Genomic DNA, 25,710 nt, shown 5'->3' on the forward strand with positions numbered 1-25,710 from the left:
AAAAGAGGCTATATTAGTTTTGGAATTTTACAAAATCCAAGTAAAAAGAAGGATTTCCGGCATTGAATGAGGCTGGAATTATTCCGTTTGTTTTACCAGCTAACACAGTATAGGTTCCTGGTGTAGCAAAATATAATACACGGTTCTGATCCCTTGGAAACATGAACGCAGCAGTATTTGATCCACAATAGCTTCTCCAGACATCACCAATACCATTAATATAAAAAAAGTAATCATTACAGTCAGAATTGATAGCAACTCCACATCGGAAAAAATACCAGCCCTTTGCAGGAATAGTGACCTGAACTCCCGTATTCAATCCGGCAGCCCCCGTTCCTCCCGTATAAGGATTTATCAATGTTCCGGTATAGGGTGTCCAATTATTGGCAAATGCGGTAGTAACAGTGGATGACCATGTTGCTAAACCATTGGCATCACTTGTGAGTACATACCCCAGCTGCTGGGTACCATCTTTAATCTGAAGAGCTCCATTGGTAGTTCCATTATCAATAATAACTTTTGCATCTGCTGCACCCGAAGGTACTGTATTGGTTCCCATAAGGACTTTCCCTGCACCATTAATACTTAAATTGTTTCCCGCCATTGCAATATCTGTAGCTTGTGAAAGGGTTCCTCCCAGCTTTACATCTGTACCTGATAATGTAAGACCATTGCTTGCGGTAATATTGTTATTAATAATCGTTGTTCCTCCGTTACCGTTACCTCCTGCAAGTTCTGTAACAGTCATAAATCCTATTTGAGGATTCAACTGAGCTGTTCCTGCTCCTCCTAATCTTACTTTTACAGAGGTATCAACCGTAGGTCTGTAAATAGCATAGGCTTCTGGCTGGCCTCCTATTGTAGTGGCAGGATAATTATTGATTGCATCAACAACACCGGTGGTACTGGAAGGAAGAACAGAATTATTTGAAGCATCCACCCATTCATAGACAAAGAAACCTCCAGCCAGTGAGAACTCTGTAGCATGCAGTTGGCAACGGAGCACATAGGTTTTCCCGGCTTTCAAATTAAAGACACCGGCATTATAAGTAATGTTATTGGTTGCAATTACAGACCCAAACGTAACATCCGATCCGGTAGATACTGTTTGAATGGCGTTTGGTTTTACAACAATATAATCTCCTGTAGAGGAAGTTCCTTTTGAAAGTATTTCCCATGTAGAAGCAGCTCCTGTAAGCCCGGTATTGATTAATTCTACACTTTGATTTGCCGGTACAAGAACATTGGGATTTCCATTAATAGTCTCTGGAGGTGCAGAATTTACTGTAATACTAAAGTTTGTATTATTTTTAATCCTATAAATACGTCCTTTATAATTTCCAGCCCCACTGATTGCAGAAGGAAGATTAAAAACAGCATTGGAACCCCCGTTATAAGAGACATGGAAATCTGATGAGTTCAAATTATAAGAGTTTGCATTGACAGCATTATAATTTGCTGCTAATGATCCGGCGATATCCATAGTGGAACCTGGATTTGCAGTATTAATACCAACATTTCCTGCTTGGGCAAAAGCAAAAGTGGGGCTTAAAGCTAACACTGTCACAATTAATTTTGTATAAATTTTAACCATTCATTATTGTTTTACATATCTTAATTGATATTATTATGGGGTAAAGGTATCCTAATATAGATGTAAAGAATCTCCGGATGCCGTGGAAATACATTTACTGGCTTGTGGAAAAATATCCACAACTATAAATTCCCGTTCAGATACAGAAACCAATATATTTCAAATCTGGATGGTAAAGGATATGCTGCTGAAGCTTTAAAAGGAATTATTGATTTCTTTGTAATGATTTGTATAAACATAGAATTACAGGTTCCGTAGATCCTGAGAACACAGCTTTCATTCAACTGATGGAAAGAATGGATTTAAGAAAAGAAGGACACTTTGTGAAAAGTCTGTTCTGGAAAAATGAATGGGTTGAAAATAAAAATAGTTTACCAAGGCACTACTGTACCGTATATTTTTCGTAAAATGGAGGGAATTTTGTTCTTACAATAGTTAAAGCAACTAAATCATTGCAAATCAAATAGGATACAATCATGGTATGGTACCACTTTTTAATGATAACGATAATCCAATTATCATTTTCTATCAATGGATACATCTCTTTTTCAAAATGACTGATAACATAATCCTTCCTCTTTCCGTTGAGTGAAAATAAGTCTTTCATAATCTTTGGTAATCTTTAATAATTTTTAGTTTAACAAGTTTTTATGCTGGCTTATTTCATGGTTAGCTTTATTATTCCAAATATAGTGAAATACATAGCATTTGTTTTATGACACAAATCATAAAACACGTGTTAAAATATCCTAAAAAAGGCGTATTCCAGTTATTTTTTCTTAAACTTTCAATTTCCAAAGTATATTTTCCTTGAGTGTCATCATGAACAATCCATTTTAGGAAATCGCTTATACAACTACCCAATAGATAAAAAGAGCTGAAATTGATTATTTCAGCTCTTCTAATTCTTAAAAATAAAGTTTTTTACTTTTCAAATAATGGATCAGTTCTTTCGGGCGGTCAGTCTGGATAATGTTGACTCCATTATGAATATACCAGTCATATATATTGGGATGATCGAGAACCAGGTCATCATTATTTCCGGCATTATGATGGGGCCACAATGAATTTACCCAGATTTTAACCTTATTTTCTCTGAGTTTTTTAAAATCAATCAGGTTCTTTTCTGTTGTTCCGATTGTAAATTCAAAACCATAAACTTTATAGCTCTTAAGGTACTCTGAGATTTTTTTCAGATCCTCTTCTTTCCCCAGCTGGATAATCGGCATATAGTGAATTTCATTTTTTATATCACCGTATTTTTGATTGAACTCTGAGTAAGATTCATGACCTTTAAACAAAATCTGATCAAGCATATTTCGTTTTTTCACCAAAGGATATACCTGTTTTATATAATCAAAACCTTTATCCAGATTCAGAAGTATTTTTCCATCAGAAATCTCTAAAATTTCCTGTAAAGTAGGAACACTCATTTGGGTTTCCACTCCTAATCCATCTCTCAGATGGAGTTTTTTAATCTCGGCTAATGTAAAATCAGACGGCTTTCCTTTCCCTGTTGTCGTTCTGTCGATGGTATTGTCATGCATCAGGATCAAAACACTGTCTTTCGTCATGGCAAGATCTATCTCAGCCATATCGACTCCTTTTTCAATGGCTTTTTTTACTGCCCACACCGAATTTTCCGGAGCCTCTCTCCAATCACCACGGTGAGCAACTACCATGACTTTACGGTCTGGAAAAGTGGAAAGTGAGATTTTCTTTTGCTGAGCAAAACACAAAGAAGAAAAAATAAGAAAAGAAAGTGGTAATAATCTATTGTTAAGCATAATTTCAAATGTTAAATTAATATCCTGGATTTTGTTTAATGGCCGGATCAGTATTAATCTGACCTTGCGGAACCGGCATCAGAAGGTGGTATGGCTTAATCTGCGCTGTGCTGTATCCCGCATTATTGCTAAAATGAGCAGTCATCACTGAAATAGCCTTTCCCGTCCTCACGAGATCAAACCATCGGTGTCCTTCTCCTACAAATTCAAGCCTTCTTTCGCGGTCAATTTCATTCAGTAATGTCTCTTTTGTTGAGAGGTTTACAGAAGCAATACCTGCTCTGGTTTTAATTTTATTCAGATATAAATTTGCGGTTGTAAGATCATTCTGCTGCGCAAAACATTCCGCCATCATCAGGAAAACATCAGCCAATCTCAACACCACAAAATTGCTTCCTCCATCGGCAATGGTATTGGATGTTTTCACCAGTTTTTTACTGAAAGGAATTCCGTTTGACGTAAGTCCGATATGGGCAGACCTCCTTGTATCTCCCGCCAAATAAAGATTGTAGACTTCTTTGGTGGGAAGATTATGGCCTTTCGCTCCGGAAACTGATCCGGAAGGACTGAACATCTGAAATGCCGAACTTCCTTCCGAATTTCCGTTCAATCCGGAGGTGAACTGTACATCAAAAATAATTTCAGCATTATTTTTATTAGTGACATCAAAAATTTTATTGACATCGGTCAAAAGTTGATAGCCTAAAGATTCAATCTGACTTAAATAGGTCAGTGATTCTGCAAACTTGTTCTGTGTCAGAAGCACTTTACCCAAAATTCCCAAAGCCGCTCCTTTGGTTACTCTACCCTTTTGCGTTGTGGTGGTTGGTAAAAGATCAATCGCTTCTTTCAGATCTTTTTCTATTGCTGAATATACCTCTGCGACAGGCGTTCTTGGCTGTCCAAAGTAATCGTTAACATTCGTGGTTTCTTTTAATACCAATGGAACATCACCATAAATTCTTACCAGATTAAAATACATCAGCGCTCTCAGAAACTTCATTTCTCCGGTTCTCGTATTTTTCAGGGCATCGGTCATATCAGGGATTTTTCCAATCCTTGTCAGAATAATATTCGCCTGCTGAATTCCAACATAATTGTCCTTCCAGGTACTTGCAATAAGGCTGTTATTAGGTTGAATAGTGAAAAAATCCAGCTCTCCATACGTAAAAGAATCATTGGCTGGAACCTCATCATATGTGTTGTCAGAAGGCAATTCTCCCAACGCAGGCATTGCCAGCTGATACTGTCCGGTGTACTGAAGGGCTCCGTAAACTGAAACAATTCCCTGCTCAATTTCAGAAGCATTGGTATAGAATTGTGAGGAAACTTTCTGGGCTTCAGGATTTACATCCAAAAGATCAGACGAACAAGAAAACATCACAGAAAGACTGAATATTGTAAAGAATATTTTTTTCATGATTTTAAAATTTAAGGTTAAAGCCTACAGAATATATTTTAGCTACCGGATAATAAGCCTGATCAAATCCTTGGGTAAGAACATTGTCTGAAGTGGCATCGATATTCATTCCTTTATATTTTGACAGCGTGAAAAGATTGTTTCCTACCACATAGATCTGTGCGTTTTCCAACCCGATATTTCCAAGCATTGATTTTGGAAAATTGAAAGCAAGACGCAGCGATCTCAATCTCACATAATCGGCATTTTTAAAATAGAGATTTGAAGTTCTGGCTTCTTTTCTGTTGTTGGAAAAGTTCATATTCGGCATTCCGAAAAATCCATTGGGGTTGGTTGCTGCATTATAGCGGTTGTCAAAATAATACTGCGAGGCCATTCCGAAACCTTCTCCCGATTCTAAAGTAGTTACTGCATCTGCATTGTAAATTCTCTTCCCTATTTCGCTGTATAATGAGAAGCTTAATTCAAAAAGTCCATATCTGAAATTATTATTGAAACTAAGAATGTATTTGGGAACGCCGCTTCCGAAACTTCTTTTATCATTGACATCAATTTTCCCATCACCATTGAGGTCTTCCATAATATAGTCTCCAACCATTGTTCCGGTAATGTGTGGTGAATTGTTGATCTCCTCCTGAGTTTTGTAGATTCCGACAATATTGTACCCATACATTTCACCAATAGAACCGCCCACTTTTGTGACAGAGAAATTATTTTCACCCGTAATAATCTGATTCTGTCCGTTTGCCAAGGCCAAAACTTCATTTTTATTGGTTGAAAAATTAAAGCTTCCCGAATAAGTAAAATCGTTGGCAATATTGAAAGTTTTCGAAGAAATCTGTAATTCAAAACCGGAGTTTTTGATCTTTCCTATATTTTGAAGCGATGTACTGAAACCAGACTGCTGTGGAACGGGAACATCAAGTAACAAACCGTCTCTGTTCAGAATATAATAATCTGCAGAAATATTCAGGATATTTTTAAACAGAGAGAAATCAATTCCGAAGTTGTTTGATCTGGACTTTTCCCAGGAAATATTAGGATTGGGAGCCGTTGCCGTTGTATACCCTGGTGTTAGAACACCGCCAAAGTTGTAATTATCAGGATTCATCAGCGAAAGTGCCCCGAAATTAGGAATTTGATTATTTCCGTTGCTTCCAAGACTGTATCTTAGCTTTAAATCCGTTACAATAGTATTTTCAGGAAAGAAATTTTCATTACTGATCGTCCAGCCTGCAGAAAATGCATAGAAATCTCCCCATTTGGAATTCTTCCCGAAACGTGAAGAGCCGTCTCTACGATAAGAAGCCATCAGATTATATTTATTATCAAAGGTGTAATTAACTCTGGTGAAATAAGACAGCAATCTCCATTTGTATTGTGTCAGCGTGTTTTTAAATGAAGTTCCGCCTGCAATATTCCGGATGCTGTTGTCTGGAAATGCGGTAGCTTCGGTTAAAAGCTGAGTATTATCTTCCTGCTGAAAAGACTGTCCGGCAATGGCATCTATTCTATGCTCACCCCATTTTTTATCAAATGAAAGCAGGTTTTCAATCAGATAATTTTTGCGGATATATTCTGTTCTGTTCGCAAAAGTAACATCCGGAGCGGCTGCTCTGTAGGCTCCCACTGTAGAAGGATCGAAGAAATTATATTCGTAGTTGGTGTAATCTCCGCCTACTGAAAGTCTGTATTTCAAGCCTTTCAACAGCTCAAGCTCTGTGAAAATATTTCCGAATGTTTTAAATAAAGTATATTTTCTGTTCGTCATTTCCTGAATCGCAACGGGATTCTCTACCAAAGCACCGTCAGTTGCTGTATTTCCTAAGATTTGTTTGGAAATGGCCAAACTTCCGTCATCATTATAAGGTTTAAAGAAAGGATACATTGCAGTAGCCATCTGCAGTGGATTATAACTTCTCGAATTTTCTGCTGCATTGATGGTTCCCGTTGCATAAGATGGTGTCATCGTTACTCCTATTTTCCATTTATCTGTAAGTTCTGTGGAAAGATTAACGCTGGTGGAAAATTTTTCGTAGTCTGTCCCGATCACCAATCCTTTCTGGTTAAAATAGCTCATGGTAAAAGCATATTTGCTTTTATCGCTTCCTCCCGTAACATTTAATGAAGTCTGGCTTATGGGTGCCGGTTTCATTACAGTATTCAGCCAGTCGGTATCTGTTAATCCAGGCTGCTTTGCCAGGTAAGGGGCGAGATAATCAGGGATTAACTCTCTTAAAGATGCTCCCTTACTTATTCTTGTAGCATTATCATCAGAAATACTTCTGTTGCTGCCCTTGGAAAGATAGTTGTTATCTCTGGCTTCTTTCAGAAAAGTGGCCATATCGTAAGCATTCACCAATTTTACATTATCGCTTCTCATCTGCATTCCGTAATAGGAATCAAAAGAAACAGCCATTCTGCCTTTTTTCCCTTGTTTTGTTTCAATGATAATCACTCCATTGGCTCCTCTGGAACCATAAATGGCTGCGGAGGCGGCATCTTTTAAGATATCAATTTTTGCAATGGAATTAGGATCAATAGCATTCAGATTGGAACCTTCGGTGAGAGGAAGTCCGTCAACAACAATCAAGGGATTCGAACCCGCTGTTAATGTTCCGATACCTCTTACTCTGATAGAAGGTGAACCTCCCGGCGTTGCATTAGCCTGGGTAATCTGAACTCCGGTAGCTTTTCCGGCAATAATATCCCCGAAATTACTGGAGGCAACCCCTTTCATCTGTTTCTCGTCAATAGAAGAGATGGAGCCGGAATTGTTTTTCTTACTCTGTTTTCCATACCCTACCAAAACAACCTCATCAATATTTTTTTCCCTGGATGTTACTGTGTCTTTTATCGGATTTAAATATTCCGCAGACTGTTGAGCATTATTCCTCTGAATTTTTGTAATTGCTCTTGCATTGAGACGAACGGTGACTGTTTTCTGATCTACATTAAAATCCAGACCAACATTTTTCTTCAGATAGTCTAAAGACGATGATAATGACTGATAGTTAACCTGAGATTCATCCACCTGAATATCCTTAAGGTCTGAAACCGAATAAAAGAATTTTACGCCATGTTCTTTTGAAAGTTTTTCAAAGATTTTGATTAAAGGCGTTTTCCGCTGAATGACGGACTGTTGAAAACATTTGTTAGCCTCTGCGTAGGTAAACTGTGGCGCGCACAAAAGACCCAACAACATCATGCTAATTGTTGTTTTTTTCATAGCTTTGCTGAAATTAGTTGTTATTTGACTGATTTATATTCAATGCATCGGTAACCCCAATTACTGGTGCATTATTTTTCTAAAATGATATGATAATCTGATTCTTTTCTAGTATTTAAACTAAATGGAAATCCTATGGTTTTAATAACTTTATTAAGGTCTCCGGTGATATCTCCATCAATAACATTCTCTCTATACTGCTGAGGATAGCTTATCGAGATATTGTACGTCTTCTCCAACTGTGAAATGGCCTGTCCGAATTTCATCTCATTAAAATCAAATGTCCTTACAACATCCTGATCATAGAAATGTTTTTCAGTTCCGTTTTTGTCTGCCAGCCATGTTTCTTTAGGCAAAAGATAAGTGGTGTGACCCTTGTAATCAATTTTCACTTTTCCTTCTTTCAGATAGACTTTTTTATCTTCGGATCTTTGATCAAGCAGGAATTTTGTCCCCAATACTTTTACTCTAAATCCATTGGCATCAATGATAAAGGGCAACGCTTTATTTTTAGCAACACTGAAGAATGCCTTTCCTTTAAAAGAAACATTTCTGGTTTTCTTACCGAAATTATCTGTCAGTATCAATTCACTTTCTGGTTGCAGGGTAATAATACTTCCGTCCGGTAAGGTGAATTCCTTTTGCGTCGTTTCCGTTATGAAAACCATTTGCTGATGAGATGAAGAGCTTAGAGCATTTTCAGTAAAGAACAGAGTCATCACGGTAAATAAGGGCAAAAGAACAGCTGCAGCCCACAAAAACCTTTTTGTCTTGTTTCTGGATCTGATTTTATTTTCAAGTCCGTTCCAGATTCGCTGATCTGCCGAATCCTTCATTTTCCTGTTTTCTTCTTTGACTGATTTCCATTGATTTTCGAAATCCATACGCTCCTATTTGATCTTTATTAGAGAATACGCAGGAAGTGCAAAATCGTCAACCTATATTTTTTTGATTTAACGATTTGTTCATATTGGTTGACATTGAGTTAAAGTTAACTCAAGCCTAACTAATTTAAAGAAATTAGATGATGAAGGAAATTGGAATAGTAAAAGTATAATCTAAAAGAAAAAATTCAAATTCGCTCTCAGAAACTTCAACACCTTATTCACATGTTTCTCAACAGCCGTTTTGGAAATATCATTTTCCTGAGCGATGGTAAAAAGGCTGAGATTCTGGATTTTATTTTTGATGAAAAACTCACGGCTTTTTTCGGGAACCTGTTCCAGGAGATCTTCAATCTTTTTGAGCTGGTCTTCCTGCTGTATTTGTTTTTCTATTTCTGAGTTTTCTTCATCCTGACTTTCCGGGGAACTTTCAAGAGGAACGAAAATCATTTTTCTTTTACGGTAGAAATTGGAGACTTCCTGTTTGGCAGATTTAAAAATAAGCGCTTCAATTTCTGATGGAGAATAGGTTTTGGACAGATATTTCCAGACATGCATAAAAATGTCCTGTACAATTTCTTCAATATCTTCTTCTTCCGAAAGGTATTTGGCCACAAAAAAATACACCCTGTGCTTGTAACCGGAATATATTTCTTTAAAATGATCCATTCTTTAATACGTCTTTGAACTCAAAACTGGTGATACAAAAGTATCTAAAACCTATGGCAATCATATTAAATATATATTAAGTTTAAATCTTTAGCATTCACTCATCGCCGGATTTTCAAAGAAGTATTCTCTGATTATTTCTCAGAAAGAAAAGTCTACATTATCCGCAGAAGGTCTGAAATTGGAATGCATTGCTGCAGTAAAATAGTCACAGAATACCTGATACACTGCCGAACGGGTATCCGTAGCCCGGATTCCCAGCTGTGTATAAACGGTAATGATCTGATGGGATAATTTTTGAACCAGTTCTACTCCATATTGGTGAATCTCGTGTTCTTTATCTTCTGAAATTCCTTTGTGATCACCGAGTATATTTTCTACTTCTCTGGCTATGTTTAAAACTTTTCCCAAATGCTTTTCAACAGATTCTGCAAAACTTTTGAAATTGATTTCAGGACGAATGCCTTCTGCTTCTTCAATAAAATGATAGGCCATTCCCAAATAATTGACCAAGAGCGTCAAATCCGCAAAAACCCGAAACGGAATGCTGTCCAGAATATCATTCGTGAAAAAATGATCGTATACAAAACTGTAGTCTTCGCTTACCATAACATTTTCAATGGTAAAGGAATAGGTACCGCTTGCTTTCATTCCCATAGATTTCCAGTTGGGGATAATTTCAGCATGTTCTTTCGGAATGATGAATGAGCGAATCACCTCATTGCCGTCTTTATCCGTTATAGGTTTCCCGTTTTCTGTAATCCTGGCATTCAGTGTAAAATGGGTCAGATGAGGTGCTCCCGTTGCAAAATTCCATGAACCGCTGATCAGATAGGTATTATCATCCTGCTTTTCTGCGGTGCCGCCAACCATTCCGCTTCCGCCAAAACAGGTTTTGGTATGGGTGAAGAGTAATTGGGCAACTTCGGGTTTACTATTTCTGGAAAAATAGTTGGCTCCGGCACAAAGTGTCAGCATCCAGCCAAAGCTTCCATCAGTTTGCGCCCAGCCAAATAATGCTTTAAGCCCTTCTTCAAAACGATAGCCGAGTCCTCCATATTTTTTGGGAACCCAGATTTTAAGCAATCCTTCTTCGTGAATATGCAGCATCACTTTATCAGAAATTACAGAAGCTCCCTGAAGTTCTTTTCTGATGTCCTTAGTACTGAGCATGAGCTTTGGATTTAATGATTTTTTGCCATTCTATATAACCGGAGATTGCCACTAAAAATAAGAATGATGTTAAAACAGCATAGAGATATAATTCCTTGTGAATCATTAAAGGAATGGAAATAATATTACTGATATTGAGGATCACCCAGTTTTCAATTTTCCGTCTTGCCATCAGCCACATTCCTGCCCAGGCAAAAGCACTTACCAGAGAATCCCAAACAGGAACATCCGAATCGGTAAAATGAGTGAGAAAAGACCAGAATAAGATAAAAGTTCCCAAAACAATTCCTCCGGTAATCCATTTTTCAGTGGTGGTGGTCACGGAGATTTCCATTTCGGATTTCTGTTTCCCGAATTTCCAGTACAACCATCCGTAGATGCTCATAATCAGATAATAAAGATTTAAGGTAAATTCAGCATAAAGCTTTGATGTAAGCATTACGTACAACGTCAGCAGAATACCTGCAATTCCGAAAAGATAGTTGTTGACATTGTTTTTACGGGCCAGTAAAACCTGAATCACTGAAAATAAGACTCCGAACCATTCCGGTAAGGTAATTTGTTTTAAAATGTCCTGCATCATATTAATTGTTAGAAATCAAATGATGAGATGATAAGTAAGCAATCCCTACGCCGGCATTGTCCGGATCAGGTGTGGAAATACATTCCTGGGTATCATCTCAGCCACCGTTATCTGTAGCACCCCATTGTGGAGCAAAGGTGCAGCTTTTTTGTGGAAAAAGAAATACATCGGACTAACTTTTTAACGTATATGACCAGGATTATAAAAGATCTGAGTGTTAAATTATAATTTAGTAGATCATTATGTTTAATTTAAAAATTTATATTATGGACAAACAGAAAGAAATCTCGGTACTTAATGACTTACTTCACATTACAAATGACAGAATGGAAGGCTTCGAAAAAGTAGAAGGAAAAGTCTGGGAAATGTATCCGGATGTAAAGGATGAGTATGATCATATGATTTCACAATCGAAAATCATGAAGAATGAACTTATAAACCTCATCACAGAAAAACAGGGTAATCCGGAAAATTCAACTTCCATTGCAGGAGCCATTCACAGGACATGGATTGATATTAAAAATTCTTTCACCATGGGTAATTTGGTAGAATCTACATTAGGAAATGTAGTGTTTGGGGAAAAAGCAGCTATAGAGGCATATCAAAATGCTATGGACAGTGGAGATCTTAGTGAAAAAGGAATTAAAACCGTCTCAGAACAGCTTCGTAAGCTGAAAGATTCTTATCAGCAGTTTAAAAAAATTGAAGAATACAAAAAGAAAGAAGAATAAAAAACTCCCCTTAAAAAAGAGGAGCGTAATAATCAAGAACAAAATAATATTTAATCATTCAAAAGTATCGAATACATTCTGTTTGTCTTATGATGCAAGTCATATTAACCGTAAATTATCTGACAGCATTTTTCGCCTTTTCGGATTCCTTCAAATGATGTTCAAGTGTCGGAAGGGTCTTCGCTGCGAAAGATTTTAATGAGGCTTCTGTTCCTTCTGATGCCTCTTTTTTGAATGCTTCTACATCTTCTTTGTGATCACTTACCATTAGATCCGTATACTTTTTGTCGAAATCTTTTCCTTTCTTATCTTTCAGATCATTATACATCTTTTGCTTCTCTGCGTCCAAAGTTGTGGGAAGTGTATAGCCATTAGTGGAGGCCCATTTTTTGAGTTCGTCATTCGCTTTGGTATGATCTGTTACCATCATGGAACCCAGAGATTTTACAACAGGATTTTCAGCATTTGTTTCTGCTAGTTTTCCCATCATAACTTCCATCAGTCCTCCAATGGCTGCAGCATCTGCAAATTTTTTGTCCTGATCACTGAGCATACTTTTCTGATCTTTGGTGTCTGACATTTTGGTGGAGTCGCTTACCGTCATCCCGGATTCCGCAGGGGCAGACATTGTTGTACTTTCCTCAGATTGACTCGTTGTTGTCGGTTCGTTTTTTTTGCAGGCCGTTAAAGCAGCTACTGCAAAAATTGTTGCTACAAAATTTTTCATAATAATAAATTTTAAGTGGTGATAGGTGTGAAATCTATGAGACTTCTTTATAATAGCAACAATTTATCGGCCAAATAATATTTTCAGCAAATCATTTATTTTCATAAAATATTATGAATAAACATTTTATAATTATCGAACCAGCCGGAATGTAAGATTAATACGCTCTTTCATAGAAGTTACAGACTTAGCAATCCGATGTTCCCAGTTTTCCTGAAGATCTCCTTTCATAATCAATAATGACCCATGAGGAAGTGGCAGACTATATTTACTTTGATGATGGTCTTTTTTCCTGAAATCAAAGTTTCTGGTCTGCCCCAGACTTACTGATGCAATCACAGGACGCTTTCCGTATCTGCTTTCCTTATCTCTGTGCCAGGCAACAGAATCATTATGATCCCGGTAAAGATTCAGCAATACAGAATTGAACTGATAACCGAATGTTTCTTCTATCCTTTGTTTTAAAGAAAACAATTCAGGGGTCCAGAGGTTATTCTCCACTTCACCATTTCCTAATGGATAATCCGTTTTCGGATCCCCATACCATGCGGTTAAGCGTGGGGTCAGAACCGTTTTATCATACATTTTCTGGGTACGCTGTTTCCAGGGTGCTGTTTCGAGCAGATGATTCTTTAGTTTATCTGCTTCATGCTGACTCAGGAAATGCTCACTGTATTCCAGAAGGTCTTTTGGAAATTCATATAATTCTTCTGAGTCGAACAAGCTGAGCTGAGTCATATTTTTTTTTTAATAGGAGAAAAGCTTATGGTATTTAAGCAAATAAATTTGATACAAATAATATCTGCAAATATATTAAAAATGATACAAAAATAACCAAAATCAAAATGTTCCATTTTTGAATCTAATGATATTTCAACAATAAAAAAGAGACCAAGAATAAACCCGGTCTCCTTTTTTATAATGAATACATACTTATACTGCTTTGCTGTTAAGATTGGTATCAGCCACTTTCGTTAGCAGCTCGTCACATTTTTTCTCTTCTTTTAATGTGCTCAAAAGATTTTTAAGACAATCCTTCTCTTTCAATACTTTTGCAAAGGCTGCTAGTGTACCATATGTGGCAATTTCGTAATGTTCAACTTTTTGTGCCGCAGCAATGATTCCTGCATCTCTTACTGCTCCGGGTTCTGTCTCTTCCAAAATACTTTTTCCTTCATCCAATAATCCCTGCATGGCATCGCATTTCTTTGCCTGGGCTTTTTTTCCTAATGCTTTAAAACACTCTTCGAGTCTTTTAACATGGCCTTCCGTTTCAGTAATGTGCTTGTCAATAGCTGTTTTAAGCTTTTCACTGGTCGCATTTTTCATCATTGCCGGCAGCGCTTTCAACAGTGCTTTTTCAGCCCAATAAATGTCTTTAAGTGAATCTTCAAAAAGATCTTCCAAACCTTTGGCCGCATTTTTTTTGGCCGGTGTTTTTGCAGATGCTTTCGCTGTTGTCTTTCTTTTTGCGGGTGATTTTTTGGTTGCTGTTTTAGTTTCCATAATATAATAATTTAGTGTTTGATTGGTGATGAATCTGCAACTATAAGACCATTTCTGCCTGAAATGCTGAGATGTGGTATCTAAAATCATTGAAAAATTTAGTTATTATAAGACTTATGTTTCTTTATCCACACCTTCGCAGATAACAGGTTGAGAAGGTTTGAAATTGCGATTATTTATATCGGTGCTGCTGTCCTGCAGAATCTGAGGCGGGCTTTGATTCATTGGAAAGCTTCCCTAATTTTTCATAATACTTATGAAACTGATCAAGTTCTTATAATCACGGTTTTTAAATAAATAATAATACAATGTATGAAAACGATACTATAAAAATTATGACCCAAGTCACTTACCCCTTTTATTAGTTAGCTATTATTATAGTATATTTTCCAACATATTTTAGTTTTATTTAAAAATATGGAGAGCCACATAATTATTTATATCGCTTAAAAACAAACTATTTATTTCATCATTTTCTTTTATAACAAATTGTAAACGAAAGATGTATAATAATTAACATATTCAAAAAATTAAGAAATAGAGCATATTCCAAAAACTGAATAAAATCACATCGCTAAGATTTAATACTCAATTCAAAAATAATTATTCATCTTTGCAGCCTTAAATTCAAAAACGCTAGTTTATTTCATGAGCATTACTTTTAAAAAGCGACTTATTATAGCGCTTGTATTACCTACGGCAGCCATATATTATGGACAGAGTACGAAGGATTCTTTAGAGAAATCTAAATCTATTGATGAGGTTATGTTGGTAGGTAGAAACCTTTCCCAAACAGCCAAAGAGAGAAAAACCCCTGTTGCGGTTTCCAACATTAAGGCGGCAGAAATTCAGGAGAAGCTGGGAAACAGAGAATTCCCTGAGATTATGAAGTCTACTCCATCCGTTTATGTAACCAAAGTAGGTGGAGGATTCGGAGACAGCAGAATCAACATGAGAGGTTTTGACGGAGCCAACATTGCGGTCATTATCAACGGACAACCGGTGAATGATATGCAGGGAGGTACGGTGTACTGGTCCAACTGGACCGGGCTGGCTGATATTGCAAGCAATATTCAGATCCAAAGAGGTTTGGGAGCGTCTAAATTCGTGGTCCCTTCTGTAGGAGGAACCATCAATATTGTAACCAAAGCTACCGATTCTGAGCAAAAAGCAATGATTAAAGGAGAAGTTGGAAATGATAACTACTCCAGAATATCAGCAATGTACTCTTCAGGATTAAAAAACAAATGGGGAACAACCGTATTGCTTTCCCGCTGGCAAGGTGACGGATACATCAACGGAACAAAAGGAGAAGGCTACTCATGGTTTTTCTCTACAGGATTTAAGCCTAATGAAAAGCATGCATTCAATTTAATTGCTACCGGAGCACCTCAGGTACACGATACGAGAAGATCTTCTGCAACCGGAGCTAATGTGGCAACGCTGCAGCAGCTTGAAACTTACGGAAGAAGATACAATCCACAAACAGGAATGCTGAACGGTTCTCAATTCAACCTGGCTCCTAACTTCTATCATAAACCTATTGCATCTTTGAACTGGGACTGGACTATGAATGACAACCTGAAGTTATCTACCGTTCTTTATGGTTCATGGGGACGTGGCGGCGGTGGTACCGGATTGAACGGTTCTATCAAAAATGCAGGCGGACAAACCATGAATTTCATGAATTATGGTGCAGGCGGAGACGGTACCATCAACTGGGATATGATTTATCGCTATAACAGAGGTGGTATGGTAACAGATTATAATGGAAATACCTTCCAGAAATCAACCTTTACTGCTCCTGCAGGTTCTCCAGGTGATTACAACGGGCAATATGTAGCAACGCTGAACGGAACCAGTGGTATCGTAAGAAAGCAAAGTATCAATGCTCATGACTGGTATGGTGTGATTGCAGACCTTAATTATAAAAAAAATAACTGGACTTTTAACGGAGGTATTGACCTTAAAACATACAAAGGAGCATTATATGATATTGTAACTGATATGTTAGGATCAGATGCATTATTTGTTCCTGGTACAGCCAACGCTCCAAAAGGATATTATATTAACCAAACCGTAAAGCCGGAACCGCTTACCAAGCTTAAAGATGCTCAGAAAGTTTCTATTCACAACGAAGGGCTGGTAAAATGGGCTGGAATCTATGGAATGGTTGAATACAGCTCTGAAAAACTAAGTGCATCTGTTCAGGGATCTGTTTCTGAGCAGTATTACAAGAGAAGAGACTATATGCTGTATACTCCGGGAAATCAGGAGACAAAATGGTATCACAAAACAGGTTATATTGTAAAAGGAGGTGCGAATTATAATATAGATGATCACCATAATGTATTTTTCAATACAGGAGTTATTTCAAGACAGCCGTTATTCAACGCTTTATTCCCTTCAAACCAGAATATTTATAACGATGCGAAGAATGAAAGAATCTTCTCTGTAGAGTTAGGATACGGTTTCAAATCGCGTTATATCGATGTGAATATCAACGCTTACAGAACACAGTGGGATGACCGATTCATTTCCAGAACATTCAATGCTACTGCTGCGGATATTGCAAAATTCCCTCAGTTAAGCCTTGGAAACGCCTATTTCTACAATGCCCTGAATGTTGGTCAGCTGCACCAGGGAATTGAACTGGAAGCAAAGGCAAGACCTTTTACCAACCTTAGACTGAGAGGAATGGTATCAATGGGTAACTGGAAATATAAAGGAAACGCCAACTTCAATATTCTTGATGTTCAGAACAACCAAGAAATAGCCGGGGCAACTGGAACAATCAATATAAAAGACCTGAAGGTTGGAGATGCCGCTCAAACAACTGCAAGTATTGGAGCAGATTATAATATCACCAAAGCTTTCAGTATTGATGCTAACTGGGAATATTATGACAAACTTTATGCTCAGTTCAACCCGATCAACTTCCTTACTGAAGCGGCAAGAGAAAAAGGAATTGTAAAATTGCCAAGCTATCATTTATTTGATGTAGGTGCTTCTTACAAGTTCACTATTGATGCAAAAAAATCTTTAACATTGAGAGCGAATGTATACAACTTATTCAACAAATATTATATTTCTGAATTAAGCTCCAATATCTTCGCCGGAGATAAAATTGCCAATGGTCCAGATGCCGGAAAAACATATCAGGAAACTGGCAGAGTGTATCAGGGTGTTGCAGACGGGAACACAGGATTCCTAGGTTTTGGAAGAACATGGTCTGTTTCAGCAACTTTGAGATTCTAAGATAATATCATTTCAATAATGAGTCAAATCAATAGGCTGTCCTTTTTGGGACAGCCTATTTTTATCTTAATCATAAGTTCTACAGTAATATCTAATTTTTTACAGTCTAAAAATTCTTAGGTTTCTTATTCTGAGCTGCCTGTCTTGCAATTTCATCAATACGATTTTTTCTGGTTTCGGGTCTTTTGGCAAGTACAATCCATTGCAGCAACTTTTTTTTATAGATTTACTCAGGCTTAGAAAATAGATTTCGGAGCCTTCATGAATTTTAAATGCTTCATTCAGATCCTCCGGAATCTCCAGCTCTTCCACACTGTCTAAAATATTCCAGGAACCATTCTCTTTTGCAATGCTGATCGTCTCAAATCCTGCCTTAGTCATCAGATTATTTTCTATCAGCTTCTGAACCTTATCCTTATTAATTTTTGACCAGGTACTCTTCGGCTTCCGTCTACTGAATAACTGCATAAACGAACCTTCATCAATCGTCTTCCTTGTACTGTCAATCCAGCCAAAGCAAAGGGCTTCATCCACCAGCTCAGTCCAGTGAACAATGGGTAAATTTGATTTTCTGGTATTACAAATAAGCCATACAGACTGTTCTATATGGTGATTCTCTTCCAGCCATTGCCGCCACTCTTCCTTTGTATTGACATAAAAGGTTTTTTTCTCTGCAATTGTACCCATAGTTTTTTATTGATACTGTAAAATTAAAAGACTTTAGTGACAATAGTTTGTCAGTATTAAAATTTCAATTTCTTAATTATGACATTCCATGAGGTAAGCCTATCTCAAATAAATGGTAAATTAGGCAAAACAAATTACTAAAAAACATTCTACCTTTTTCAATCGGATATGGACAGAGAAACTATAGATTATATTATCAGATATTTTGGGAAATTAATGACCGCAAACGAAGCATTAGCCCTGAATAATCATATGTACTCTTCAAAGAGTTCCGAAAATGCCTATTTGAGAAATCTGATGATGGAGCGTGGCTGGATAAAGTCTGATCCTGAAATAACAAAGCTATTAGAAAATGGATATGAGACCTTTCAGCAAAACGTTGTAATGCGGATATTGACTGAAACTCCTGAGAAAGTTTTTTTCAATAATTGCCCAAAGTGTAATAAGCTTGCCCGTACTCCCTATGCAAAGCAGTGCAGACATTGTGGATACAGCTGGCATGATGTTACTGCTAAATTTAAGATTGACAGTGTTTTTCAGCTTACCAACAGAAGCTTTTATCTGCTTGGGGAAATTATAGAAGGAGAAATACATCCAGGTCAATTGATGGATTTAACGGTATTAGGGCTTCATAAAAAAATTACAATTGGATCTATTGAATTAGCTGATAGAACGAATAACGGAAAACCATGGAACGGGATCGGCCTTGGAACCCATGAACTAACGGAAGAAGAAAAACAGCATTTAAAACAAAAATCTTTTCTCAATCCTATCATCAATATTTCCCGATCATAGTGTATAGCTCTTGATAGGGTTTATTGTTAGCACTGTTTGTTTAAAACTAATTATTTACTATTTAAATCCATATCCATTAAATAAGCCAGATGTTCATGCATTTTTTCTACAAAATGAAGTTCAGCGTTCAGGATCTTAGCTGTTGATTTTTCAAAATTGTATTTGGTTTTGATACTGAATTCAAACTGGTCAGTAGAAAAATCTTTCTCCTTTTCATAAAGTTTTTTGATATGGCTTTTCATAAGTTCGTCCTGGTTGTTCAGTACGGAATGAAACTCTACAAAAAGATTGTCGTTTTCCTCTTCAAGTTTTACCAGTTTCAACTGATAGTGATATTCTACCCCATCAATCATCCTGGAATGAATATTTGACGGACTGAATAGAAAACTGTAATATTCATTAGGAGGAAATATAAGGTTATAAACTTCCGGCAGTAAAAGAATGTATTGCAGATTCTTCTTCAATTCAACATCAAAGTTTTTCAATCCCTTTTCATAATTTGTAATCAACTTATTTTGATCCTTTTCCTCCGGGAAAGCACTCGCCAGCTTATTCTCCTTCCATTCTTCCCAATTTTTCCAAAGATCAGGTTTATTCTCAATAGAAAGTATTTTCCCGCTAAGATTTCTTTTCAACTGAATATTGCGGGAAATATCTGCAAGGGTAAGACTTTGCAACAAAAAAGGCTTCATCAAAGTATCATCAGTATCACCCGTGATTTCCTGTAGCTTTATGGTGTTGTTGATATCATGATCTCTTTTTTCCTGTTCAATAATAATATCTGATGAGGTTTTTAATGAGATTGGTTTGTTCTCTTTACCCATCATAAAAGTATTCTCTACCTTCAGGGTGTATTCCTGTGAGAACTTTTCCAGTTGAAAAAGAGGAATATTTTCCCCGAATAAAAAATTTGAAATACTCATTTCATTACTATTGTATACTCTGAATGCCTTTTGCTGAAAATGAATTTTATATATTTTATGATTCTAACTCCAGTTTCTGATTGATAGTCAGATCATCATTTTAAGCTGGTATTGATGGAAGCTGATTAAAAAGATTCTGATAATCTAACAATGCTTCATAATCTAAATAATTTTTAGGAGTATCGAACCAATGTTTGGATAAGTCTGCAGTTCCAAATTGTTCGATGAGTACTGTTTTTTCATTTTCCTTTACAAATTCCTTCAAAAAAACATTGTCTTTCTTCTTATTTGAATAGAATAATAGTGTTTTTCCAAGATCACCATACCAGGAAATTTGTTTTAAAAAAATTTTATTGTTACTATATCCCTTAAAATCTCCTTTAACGATGTCACCTTTGGAAAAGACTATCATTAAATTATGCTTAAGTATATTGTTATCGTAAAAATTTAATATTATACTCATAGAATCAATGGTAACCTGGCAATAAGGTTTTTCTTCTTTATAAAAGTTAATACTATATTCGAGTTCATTTTCAAAAGCATATCTGGCCCATTCATCAGGGGTATATTTTAAAAACTTCTTTGGAACATTTTGGCTAAATTCCGTTGATAAATGAACTTCTAATGTAGTTTGTTCATCCATTATCTTTTCCATAAGTCCATTATACTTCGAAAACTCTGTTTTATACATTTTTATAATAAATTTTTAATTAAATTAATCCGGAAAGATTATCCACTATTTCTACTCCTTTTTTTCTTGCATGCTCAAGAACTTCTTTACTTAGGTTACCAACTTTTTCAACATGTAATATTACTTTATCTCCAGCTGAGTTTATTACCTGCCCTGTCTGTGTCATAGGTTTACCATTATATTTTGCTGCATCATCAATATAACTTTTGATTGTTTTATCTGAAATTTTACTTAGATCACTGGCTTTACGTTCAATAATTTTAAAAGTCCCGTCAGCATTTTCTATTAATCCATCTATTTTTCCAACTTTCCCTTTCTTTAATAAGACTTCAACTTCATGAGAATATTTAAATCCTTTTTCTAATGCTTGCTTTCTTAATTCGCTATTCCATACTAAATTAAAAAAATATCCACGTCTAACTTTTTGAAACCATTTCTGAGATTCCAACATCATCTGAGACAAGCATCTACCAGAATTATGTACCAGTAAGGCTAAAAGGCCTACAAAATAGGTATGAAAATGAGCTACCGTAAAGTTATAAACTTTTTTAGGTTCATAGCTAAATTCAGTTTTTTCAATGGTGACTTTAGTGTCATCTTTGGTCCAAATCTTTTCGCCAATTTCTAATTCTGAAGCATCTTTCCAACCTTCTTCAGTATAAAAAGGATGTATTGCCGTTGTTTCAATCACTTCAGCTTCAGTATAAATACTAATGGTATGATCACTTTCATTGACGATAAGATCAATAACCGGCTGAAGGGCTACAGTATCTGTATCTTCATCATAAGCCCACACTTGATCTCCTATGCGGATGTCTTCAATATTTTATTTATTTTTTTTACTTTCCGCTATCATCTGATCTAATAAATCATCAAACTCATTTCTTTCCGGATTGACATCCATATAATTGAGTGTAAAATTTTTTTTCAGATAATTAAGAAGTTCTTCATCAACTAATAGCGACTTTTCTGGGCCAATAATGATATCGTCAAAATCCTGCTTTCCAATAATCTTCATCCAGTAAAATTCAGGTAATGATTTATTTAATTGGTAGTTATCGTTGAAGTACTCATCTTTAGTTACGATCATTTCTGAAAACTCAAATCCTGTGAATTTTGTTGTCTGTAATCCGGTTTTGAGCTTTTCAGTAACAATATAACAAGGATGGCATTCCATTAGGTCATCACCTAACCAGTCTTCAAGTTGGATATGTAATTTTATGACTGTTAAAAATGGAGCTTCTTTCTCCAGAAATTCAGTTTTTTCGCCTAGCCCAACAATAACTTCTGGCTGGATTGTTTGATATGTTTTCATATAATTGATATTTCTTATTTTAAATTGGTGGATCAAAAAGGTGTCCGAATTTTTTGTCTATTGCATTTGCATAATTTAATACTTGTTCTTTTGTTGGTATTATACCTGCATCATCGAATTTTTTATAAAATTTATTCCATTCTTTTCTAATAGTACTTAAATGTAGTGTATTATTTACGCTTTTGGGAATACCTCGTAAATTGTCTAAGGAATGCATAAATTCCTTATCAAATAGTCCTGGCCATTTTTTTAACACTTGTTGCTCTACGGCATGGTGTACAACTACTTTTCCTTTTAATAATGGATTTGCTTTAAAGAAAGTCGTATGATAACAAGCATTTAGAACTAATAAGCCTTCTGTGCCAACAAAATAGCAATGATCATCCTCTACTTCAAAGTTATAAACTTTAGCAATATTAGGAATATAATTTAGTGAAATTACTTTGGCTATTGTTTGATTGTATGTAAATAATGTTTCGCTTGCTTCTATCTGTTCTGCGTCTTTAAATTGCCCATTTATAAAGAAAGGATGAGTACGTGTTGTTTTAATTATCTCCTTTTCGGTTTCAAGTTCAAGTGTTTCTGTAACATTTTCTTCATGTAAATGGATGACTCGTCTAATTGTTATTATTTTTTTTTGTAGATCATAGCTAAAAACCTCATCATTTATTTTAATGTCTTTTATTTGTCTTAAACCATTAGGAGTATGAATTAAAGTATCTCCTGTAAAACAAGCTTTTACAAAAAAACAGCCTATTTTTCCAGCTAAATTTTGCATACTTTTTTCTAAAGCTTCTTTGCTCAGCTTTTTTAGTGCTGCTTTCCCCATCTGTTGCAGGGCTTCTTTAGATATGGCTTTTGCTCCTGCTTTTATAGCTCCTTTTACTCCTGCTTTTGCTCCCTGCATGGCTACGGTTCCGGTTCCGAAAGAAACCACACCTACAGCTATGGAAGCGACATCCCAGATTAAAAATCCGGCATTCATAAGGCCACCGCCTACATCTCCGGTTTGTATATCATTGATGAGGTCACGACCGCTTCCCCAAACCGGGATCATACCTTCTACAAAACCTGCCTCTCCTACACTATCGCCATGTCCACTGTCGTCAAGCTCACGCTGTGCCTGATCCTGCATATCTTTTACCTCCTTGGCCGCATCATCCGGAAGTGGAACCTGTCCACTGGTCATAAACTCTATCTTCCCGCCTATAGGACATTGACAGGTACTTTTTCCTATTAAAGACCGGATCCCGTTAATTTTTACCTGCCAGGTATCCTGCCATGTCATAGGAACAGTAGTAGGGGTACAAGGTCCTCCGCTGATTTTACACACCTTAAAGGAAGGGATATTAATAAGAGGAGTAGCATCCTGGTTGGTCGCCACAAGACAGCCATGGATTTTCACCTTCGTATTGAACGTAGGTTTGAAGAAATCCGGAGCTGCCCCTTGGTCACACATCATCAGGGCATTGAGGGTTATGTATTCTAACTCATCCATGATTTCGGTTTTAGAATTACATAATATTGGTATCTCCTGAAGACATCACAGCGCTTGGTCCGCCGGTAATGGTAAGTGGCGAATCTGTGCTGATATCCATAGGACCGCCTTTACTTGACAATCCCAGAGCTCCGGTAAGTGCAGTGATATCAATCATTCCTTTTCCTGCCGAAGCCATAATACCTGCTTCGGATATGGTGATAGAATTATCTCCTACCTGTAGGGTAATACTTGTTTTTCCGTCAAGGGTAATATTTCCGCCTGCATCCATTTTCAACAATGATTGTGGCGGAGCATCTTTTTTACCTCCCACATTGATGACATTGGAGCTTCCTGCATTCACAGTATGGTTGCTATTTGCATTGGTAGTAGCGTTTCCGGTTCCGTCAAAATTCATATTGGCACCGCCCTGATCTTTAAGATTCATAGATCCTGCTCCATTGTCATATTTCAATTCGGCACCGCTTCGCCCACTGAAACTCATAATATTATTTCCAGTGCCGCCACCTGCTCCAATTCCGCCATGATACATTCCCCCCATCACAAAAGGACGGTCGGGATGAAGATGTACAAAATTGATAATGACCTGATCTCCCACTTCAGGAATAGACATAAATCCTCTGTTTTTACCTACCTTTTCACTGCTTCCGGCATCAGGAGACATTACACGGATAAATTCTGTGGTATCCTGGCCAGTTTGCCAGTCAAGCTGAACCTGCACACGACCCTGATTTTCAGGATCGGTATTGGAAACTACTTTTCCAAACTGGGGTTCCGCCACCGGAACAGTAAATTCGGGTCTTGGAATAAATCCGGTATCAGAAGCTATGGCCTGGAAAGATCCGTCATAGTAACCGCGGGCATCCACCCGATGGGTTACCTCTATAAGCATTAATTTAGTGAAATAAGAGGTCTCGTTAGTATCTGTTTTACGCATCTGGATATCCGCAATACACCCTGGATAAAGAAAAGGAACGGTTGTATTACCGGAAGTTACAAAAACTTCTGAGGCTTTACTTCCTGCAGTTCCCTTTTGAGAAGCATCAATATCCATAAAAGATGATGCTTTGATAGGAGCCACTCTTAAAGATGGGGTTTGAAAAGTTTTTTCTGAAATTTCATAAGCCCTCTTCGCAATATCTGAGGTATGCGTTATTTTTGAGCTTCCGCCTTTAAATTTTTCGTTTTTACTACTGTTATATCCATAAAATGTAGGATTCACATGTTGAGCTTTCATTTTAATTTTAACATCCGTCAGATTACTGCCATAGGTTAGCAACACAGGCTTTTCCTGCGGCGGCAATTGTCCGAAATGTAAAACTTCTCCATCATAGAAAAATTGTTCTCCATAAGCTTCAGCAATTCTGGCCAGATAGTTATAATGGGTTTCTCCGTATTGAGAACTGTAAGATACATTGCCATGGCGGGCATCTATTCTGAAGTCAAATTTCCCCTGCCCTAATCCTTCTTTAATCACTTCATTGGCGATGCTGTTCAGACTAATGGGTTGGGCTCCGCCGAAACTTTGAATATGAGGGGCAGCATCTAACAAAATTGTTGGGCTGAAACCTGACAGCACAAGATTACCCAGGCTTCCTTTTTCCTGGCTGAATCCAACTTCCGTGATCACTCCTACAAAATTTCGCTCAGCTCCGCCTTCCACATCTTTATATTTGAAAACGACAGTAATCCTTTTTCCCAGGAAATTCTGTATTTCTTCAAGATTATGATTTTCTGCACTTCCTAACGTATCATGAGCAAGAATGAGCTCAAACTGGTGATGTTTGGTAGCACTTTGAGTAAGGCTAAAATGTTTGAAATATTTTATAGGTTTACCTTCCACATGGATATCAAGCTTTACTACCCGGTTGATTCCTACGATGGCACTCTCCGGAATACTGTCAGCATTGAATATTTTAGAAGTAGGCTGTTTAACCCAGAGCTTATCCTTAATTATGGAGGGTTCATTGGGCAGTAAAGGCTGGTTTAGGAATTGTTTTCCTGTATTCACCATATTGACTGCATTATTCACTTTTGAAGCAGCTTTCTTTACTTCTTTAACTTTTTTATTGTCTTTGATTTTGCTTACAAAATCAGTCTTGTCTGAATCTATTTCCGGCTTGGGAAGATTATTCTGTTCCTTAAACATGACATCTTTTTTTTAGTGTATGGCTTAATTGAATAAGGTGAGACCCTTCGGTTCAAGGAATCAATCTACAAGCATGTAACGGTCTCTTGAA

At 36.8% G+C, this 25,710-nt stretch carries 22 protein-coding genes and 1 riboswitch; of the genes, 4 read left to right on the forward strand and 18 right to left on the reverse strand.

Going from position 1 to position 25,710, the window contains the following annotated elements:
* Positions 1 to 13 precede the first annotated feature (13 nt).
* The gene (locus JOE44_RS04970) at positions 14 to 1,594 is read right to left on the reverse strand and encodes a hypothetical protein (RefSeq protein WP_209784600.1); all 1,581 of its coding nucleotides are present in this window, start codon (positions 1,592 to 1,594) and stop codon (positions 14 to 16) included.
* Between the two features lie 102 nt (positions 1,595 to 1,696).
* On the opposite strand from JOE44_RS04970, the gene JOE44_RS04975 reads away from it, so the two are divergent.
* Entirely contained in the window at positions 1,697 to 1,852 is a 156-nt protein-coding gene (locus JOE44_RS04975) for a hypothetical protein (protein ID WP_209784601.1), read from the forward strand.
* A gap of 650 nt (positions 1,853 to 2,502) precedes the next feature.
* On the opposite strand, the gene JOE44_RS04980 is transcribed toward JOE44_RS04975, so the two are convergent.
* From JOE44_RS04980 to pnuC, 7 genes are all read right to left on the reverse strand, one after another.
* On the reverse strand, positions 2,503 to 3,381 hold the full coding sequence (locus tag JOE44_RS04980; protein ID WP_209784602.1) for a glycerophosphodiester phosphodiesterase family protein: 879 nt from the start codon (positions 3,379 to 3,381) through the stop codon (positions 2,503 to 2,505).
* A gap of 16 nt (positions 3,382 to 3,397) precedes the next feature.
* Positions 3,398 to 4,801 (reverse strand): RagB/SusD family nutrient uptake outer membrane protein, encoded by a 1,404-nt coding sequence (locus JOE44_RS04985; protein WP_209784603.1) that lies wholly within the window; start codon positions 4,799 to 4,801, stop codon positions 3,398 to 3,400.
* Positions 4,802 to 4,805: 4 nt separating this feature from the next.
* On the reverse strand, positions 4,806 to 8,030 hold the full coding sequence (locus JOE44_RS04990; RefSeq protein WP_209784604.1) for a SusC/RagA family TonB-linked outer membrane protein: 3,225 nt from the start codon (positions 8,028 to 8,030) through the stop codon (positions 4,806 to 4,808).
* Between the two features lie 71 nt (positions 8,031 to 8,101).
* A complete protein-coding gene (locus JOE44_RS04995) occupies positions 8,102 to 8,914 on the reverse strand; it encodes a FecR family protein (protein WP_209784605.1) in 813 nt (270 codons plus the stop codon).
* Positions 8,915 to 9,088: 174 nt separating this feature from the next.
* On the reverse strand, positions 9,089 to 9,583 hold the full coding sequence (locus JOE44_RS05000) for a sigma-70 family RNA polymerase sigma factor (protein WP_209784606.1): 495 nt from the start codon (positions 9,581 to 9,583) through the stop codon (positions 9,089 to 9,091).
* A gap of 141 nt (positions 9,584 to 9,724) precedes the next feature.
* Entirely contained in the window at positions 9,725 to 10,756 is a 1,032-nt protein-coding gene (locus tag JOE44_RS05005; RefSeq protein ID WP_209784607.1) for a hypothetical protein, read from the reverse strand.
* Positions 10,743 to 11,339 (reverse strand): nicotinamide riboside transporter PnuC, encoded by a 597-nt coding sequence (gene pnuC, locus JOE44_RS05010; protein WP_209784608.1) that lies wholly within the window; start codon positions 11,337 to 11,339, stop codon positions 10,743 to 10,745. Before pnuC ends, JOE44_RS05005 begins: the two co-directional genes overlap by 14 nt.
* Before the next feature lie 25 nt (positions 11,340 to 11,364).
* Positions 11,365 to 11,473, reverse strand: a riboswitch (TPP riboswitch).
* A gap of 132 nt (positions 11,474 to 11,605) precedes the next feature.
* Here pnuC and JOE44_RS05015 point away from each other — a divergent pair.
* Positions 11,606 to 12,070, forward strand: a complete 465-nt coding sequence (locus tag JOE44_RS05015) for a PA2169 family four-helix-bundle protein (RefSeq protein WP_209784609.1) — start codon at positions 11,606 to 11,608, stop codon at positions 12,068 to 12,070.
* Positions 12,071 to 12,185: 115 nt separating this feature from the next.
* Here JOE44_RS05015 and JOE44_RS05020 read toward each other — a convergent pair whose 3' ends face one another.
* The 3 genes from JOE44_RS05020 to JOE44_RS05030 form a co-directional block, all read right to left on the reverse strand.
* Positions 12,186 to 12,797, reverse strand: coding sequence for a DUF4142 domain-containing protein (locus JOE44_RS05020; protein WP_209784610.1), 612 nt, complete (start codon positions 12,795 to 12,797; stop codon positions 12,186 to 12,188).
* 132 nt (positions 12,798 to 12,929) lie between these two features.
* Complete coding sequence (locus JOE44_RS05025) at positions 12,930 to 13,535, reverse strand: alpha-ketoglutarate-dependent dioxygenase AlkB (protein WP_209784611.1); 606 nt, start codon at positions 13,533 to 13,535, stop codon at positions 12,930 to 12,932.
* A 195-nt stretch (positions 13,536 to 13,730) separates the two neighbouring features.
* Positions 13,731 to 14,303, reverse strand: coding sequence for a ferritin-like domain-containing protein (locus JOE44_RS05030; RefSeq protein ID WP_209784612.1), 573 nt, complete (start codon positions 14,301 to 14,303; stop codon positions 13,731 to 13,733).
* Positions 14,304 to 14,951: 648 nt separating this feature from the next.
* Here JOE44_RS05030 and JOE44_RS05035 point away from each other — a divergent pair.
* The gene (locus JOE44_RS05035) at positions 14,952 to 17,561 is read left to right on the forward strand and encodes a TonB-dependent receptor plug domain-containing protein (RefSeq protein ID WP_209784613.1); all 2,610 of its coding nucleotides are present in this window, start codon (positions 14,952 to 14,954) and stop codon (positions 17,559 to 17,561) included.
* A 106-nt stretch (positions 17,562 to 17,667) separates the two neighbouring features.
* Here JOE44_RS05035 and JOE44_RS25350 read toward each other — a convergent pair whose 3' ends face one another.
* Positions 17,668 to 17,772: a YdeI/OmpD-associated family protein gene (locus JOE44_RS25350; protein WP_309512136.1), complete on the reverse strand. Its 105-nt coding sequence runs from the start codon at positions 17,770 to 17,772 to the stop codon at positions 17,668 to 17,670.
* Positions 17,773 to 18,416: 644 nt separating this feature from the next.
* On the opposite strand from JOE44_RS25350, the gene JOE44_RS05045 reads away from it, so the two are divergent.
* Positions 18,417 to 19,043, forward strand: a complete 627-nt coding sequence (locus JOE44_RS05045; protein ID WP_209784614.1) for a hypothetical protein — start codon at positions 18,417 to 18,419, stop codon at positions 19,041 to 19,043.
* A gap of 50 nt (positions 19,044 to 19,093) precedes the next feature.
* Here JOE44_RS05045 and JOE44_RS05050 read toward each other — a convergent pair whose 3' ends face one another.
* The 6 genes from JOE44_RS05050 to JOE44_RS05075 all read right to left on the reverse strand — a co-directional run bounded on the left by JOE44_RS05050 (position 19,094) and on the right by JOE44_RS05075 (position 25,484).
* The gene (locus JOE44_RS05050) at positions 19,094 to 19,966 is read right to left on the reverse strand and encodes a hypothetical protein (RefSeq protein WP_209784615.1); all 873 of its coding nucleotides are present in this window, start codon (positions 19,964 to 19,966) and stop codon (positions 19,094 to 19,096) included.
* A 100-nt stretch (positions 19,967 to 20,066) separates the two neighbouring features.
* A complete protein-coding gene (locus JOE44_RS05055) occupies positions 20,067 to 20,621 on the reverse strand; it encodes a hypothetical protein (RefSeq protein ID WP_209784616.1) in 555 nt (184 codons plus the stop codon).
* A 55-nt stretch (positions 20,622 to 20,676) separates the two neighbouring features.
* On the reverse strand, positions 20,677 to 21,480 hold the full coding sequence (locus JOE44_RS05060) for a polymorphic toxin-type HINT domain-containing protein (RefSeq protein WP_348635069.1): 804 nt from the start codon (positions 21,478 to 21,480) through the stop codon (positions 20,677 to 20,679).
* Positions 21,481 to 21,483: 3 nt separating this feature from the next.
* Positions 21,484 to 21,972 (reverse strand): hypothetical protein, encoded by a 489-nt coding sequence (locus JOE44_RS05065; RefSeq protein ID WP_209784618.1) that lies wholly within the window; start codon positions 21,970 to 21,972, stop codon positions 21,484 to 21,486.
* 19 nt (positions 21,973 to 21,991) lie between these two features.
* Positions 21,992 to 23,470, reverse strand: a complete 1,479-nt coding sequence (locus JOE44_RS05070) for a polymorphic toxin-type HINT domain-containing protein (protein WP_209784619.1) — start codon at positions 23,468 to 23,470, stop codon at positions 21,992 to 21,994.
* Positions 23,471 to 23,486: 16 nt separating this feature from the next.
* A complete protein-coding gene (locus JOE44_RS05075) occupies positions 23,487 to 25,484 on the reverse strand; it encodes a phage baseplate assembly protein V (protein ID WP_245169876.1) in 1,998 nt (665 codons plus the stop codon).
* Between the last annotated feature and the right edge of the window lie 226 nt (positions 25,485 to 25,710).

Source organism: Chryseobacterium sp. PvR013, from assembly GCF_017833095.1.
Lineage (GTDB): Bacteria > Bacteroidota > Bacteroidia > Flavobacteriales > Weeksellaceae > Chryseobacterium > Chryseobacterium culicis_A.

Coding starts and splice junctions, on each gene's coding strand:
- JOE44_RS05000 (WP_209784606.1), bottom strand. CDS start 9,583: ATGGATCATTTTAAAGAAATATATTCCGGTTACAAGCACAGGGTGTAT.
- JOE44_RS05025 (WP_209784611.1), bottom strand. CDS start 13,535: ATGACTCAGCTCAGCTTGTTCGACTCAGAAGAATTATATGAATTTCCA.
- JOE44_RS05050 (WP_209784615.1), bottom strand. CDS start 19,966: ATGAGTATTTCAAATTTTTTATTCGGGGAAAATATTCCTCTTTTTCAA.
- pnuC (WP_209784608.1), bottom strand. CDS start 11,339: ATGATGCAGGACATTTTAAAACAAATTACCTTACCGGAATGGTTCGGA.
- JOE44_RS04995 (WP_209784605.1), bottom strand. CDS start 8,914: ATGGATTTCGAAAATCAATGGAAATCAGTCAAAGAAGAAAACAGGAAA.
- JOE44_RS05015 (WP_209784609.1), top strand. CDS start 11,606: ATGGACAAACAGAAAGAAATCTCGGTACTTAATGACTTACTTCACATT.
- JOE44_RS05005 (WP_209784607.1), bottom strand. CDS start 10,756: ATGCTCAGTACTAAGGACATCAGAAAAGAACTTCAGGGAGCTTCTGTA.
- JOE44_RS05045 (WP_209784614.1), top strand. CDS start 18,417: ATGGACAGAGAAACTATAGATTATATTATCAGATATTTTGGGAAATTA.
- JOE44_RS05055 (WP_209784616.1), bottom strand. CDS start 20,621: ATGGAAAAGATAATGGATGAACAAACTACATTAGAAGTTCATTTATCA.
- JOE44_RS04985 (WP_209784603.1), bottom strand. CDS start 4,801: ATGAAAAAAATATTCTTTACAATATTCAGTCTTTCTGTGATGTTTTCT.
- JOE44_RS05020 (WP_209784610.1), bottom strand. CDS start 12,797: ATGAAAAATTTTGTAGCAACAATTTTTGCAGTAGCTGCTTTAACGGCC.
- JOE44_RS05030 (WP_209784612.1), bottom strand. CDS start 14,303: ATGGAAACTAAAACAGCAACCAAAAAATCACCCGCAAAAAGAAAGACA.
- JOE44_RS05035 (WP_209784613.1), top strand. CDS start 14,952: ATGAGCATTACTTTTAAAAAGCGACTTATTATAGCGCTTGTATTACCT.
- JOE44_RS04980 (WP_209784602.1), bottom strand. CDS start 3,381: ATGCTTAACAATAGATTATTACCACTTTCTTTTCTTATTTTTTCTTCT.
- JOE44_RS05070 (WP_209784619.1), bottom strand. CDS start 23,470: ATGGATGAGTTAGAATACATAACCCTCAATGCCCTGATGATGTGTGAC.
- JOE44_RS05065 (WP_209784618.1), bottom strand. CDS start 21,972: ATGAAAACATATCAAACAATCCAGCCAGAAGTTATTGTTGGGCTAGGC.
- JOE44_RS05075 (WP_245169876.1), bottom strand. CDS start 25,484: ATGGTGAATACAGGAAAACAATTCCTAAACCAGCCTTTACTGCCCAAT.
- JOE44_RS04970 (WP_209784600.1), bottom strand. CDS start 1,594: ATGGTTAAAATTTATACAAAATTAATTGTGACAGTGTTAGCTTTAAGC.
- JOE44_RS04990 (WP_209784604.1), bottom strand. CDS start 8,030: ATGAAAAAAACAACAATTAGCATGATGTTGTTGGGTCTTTTGTGCGCG.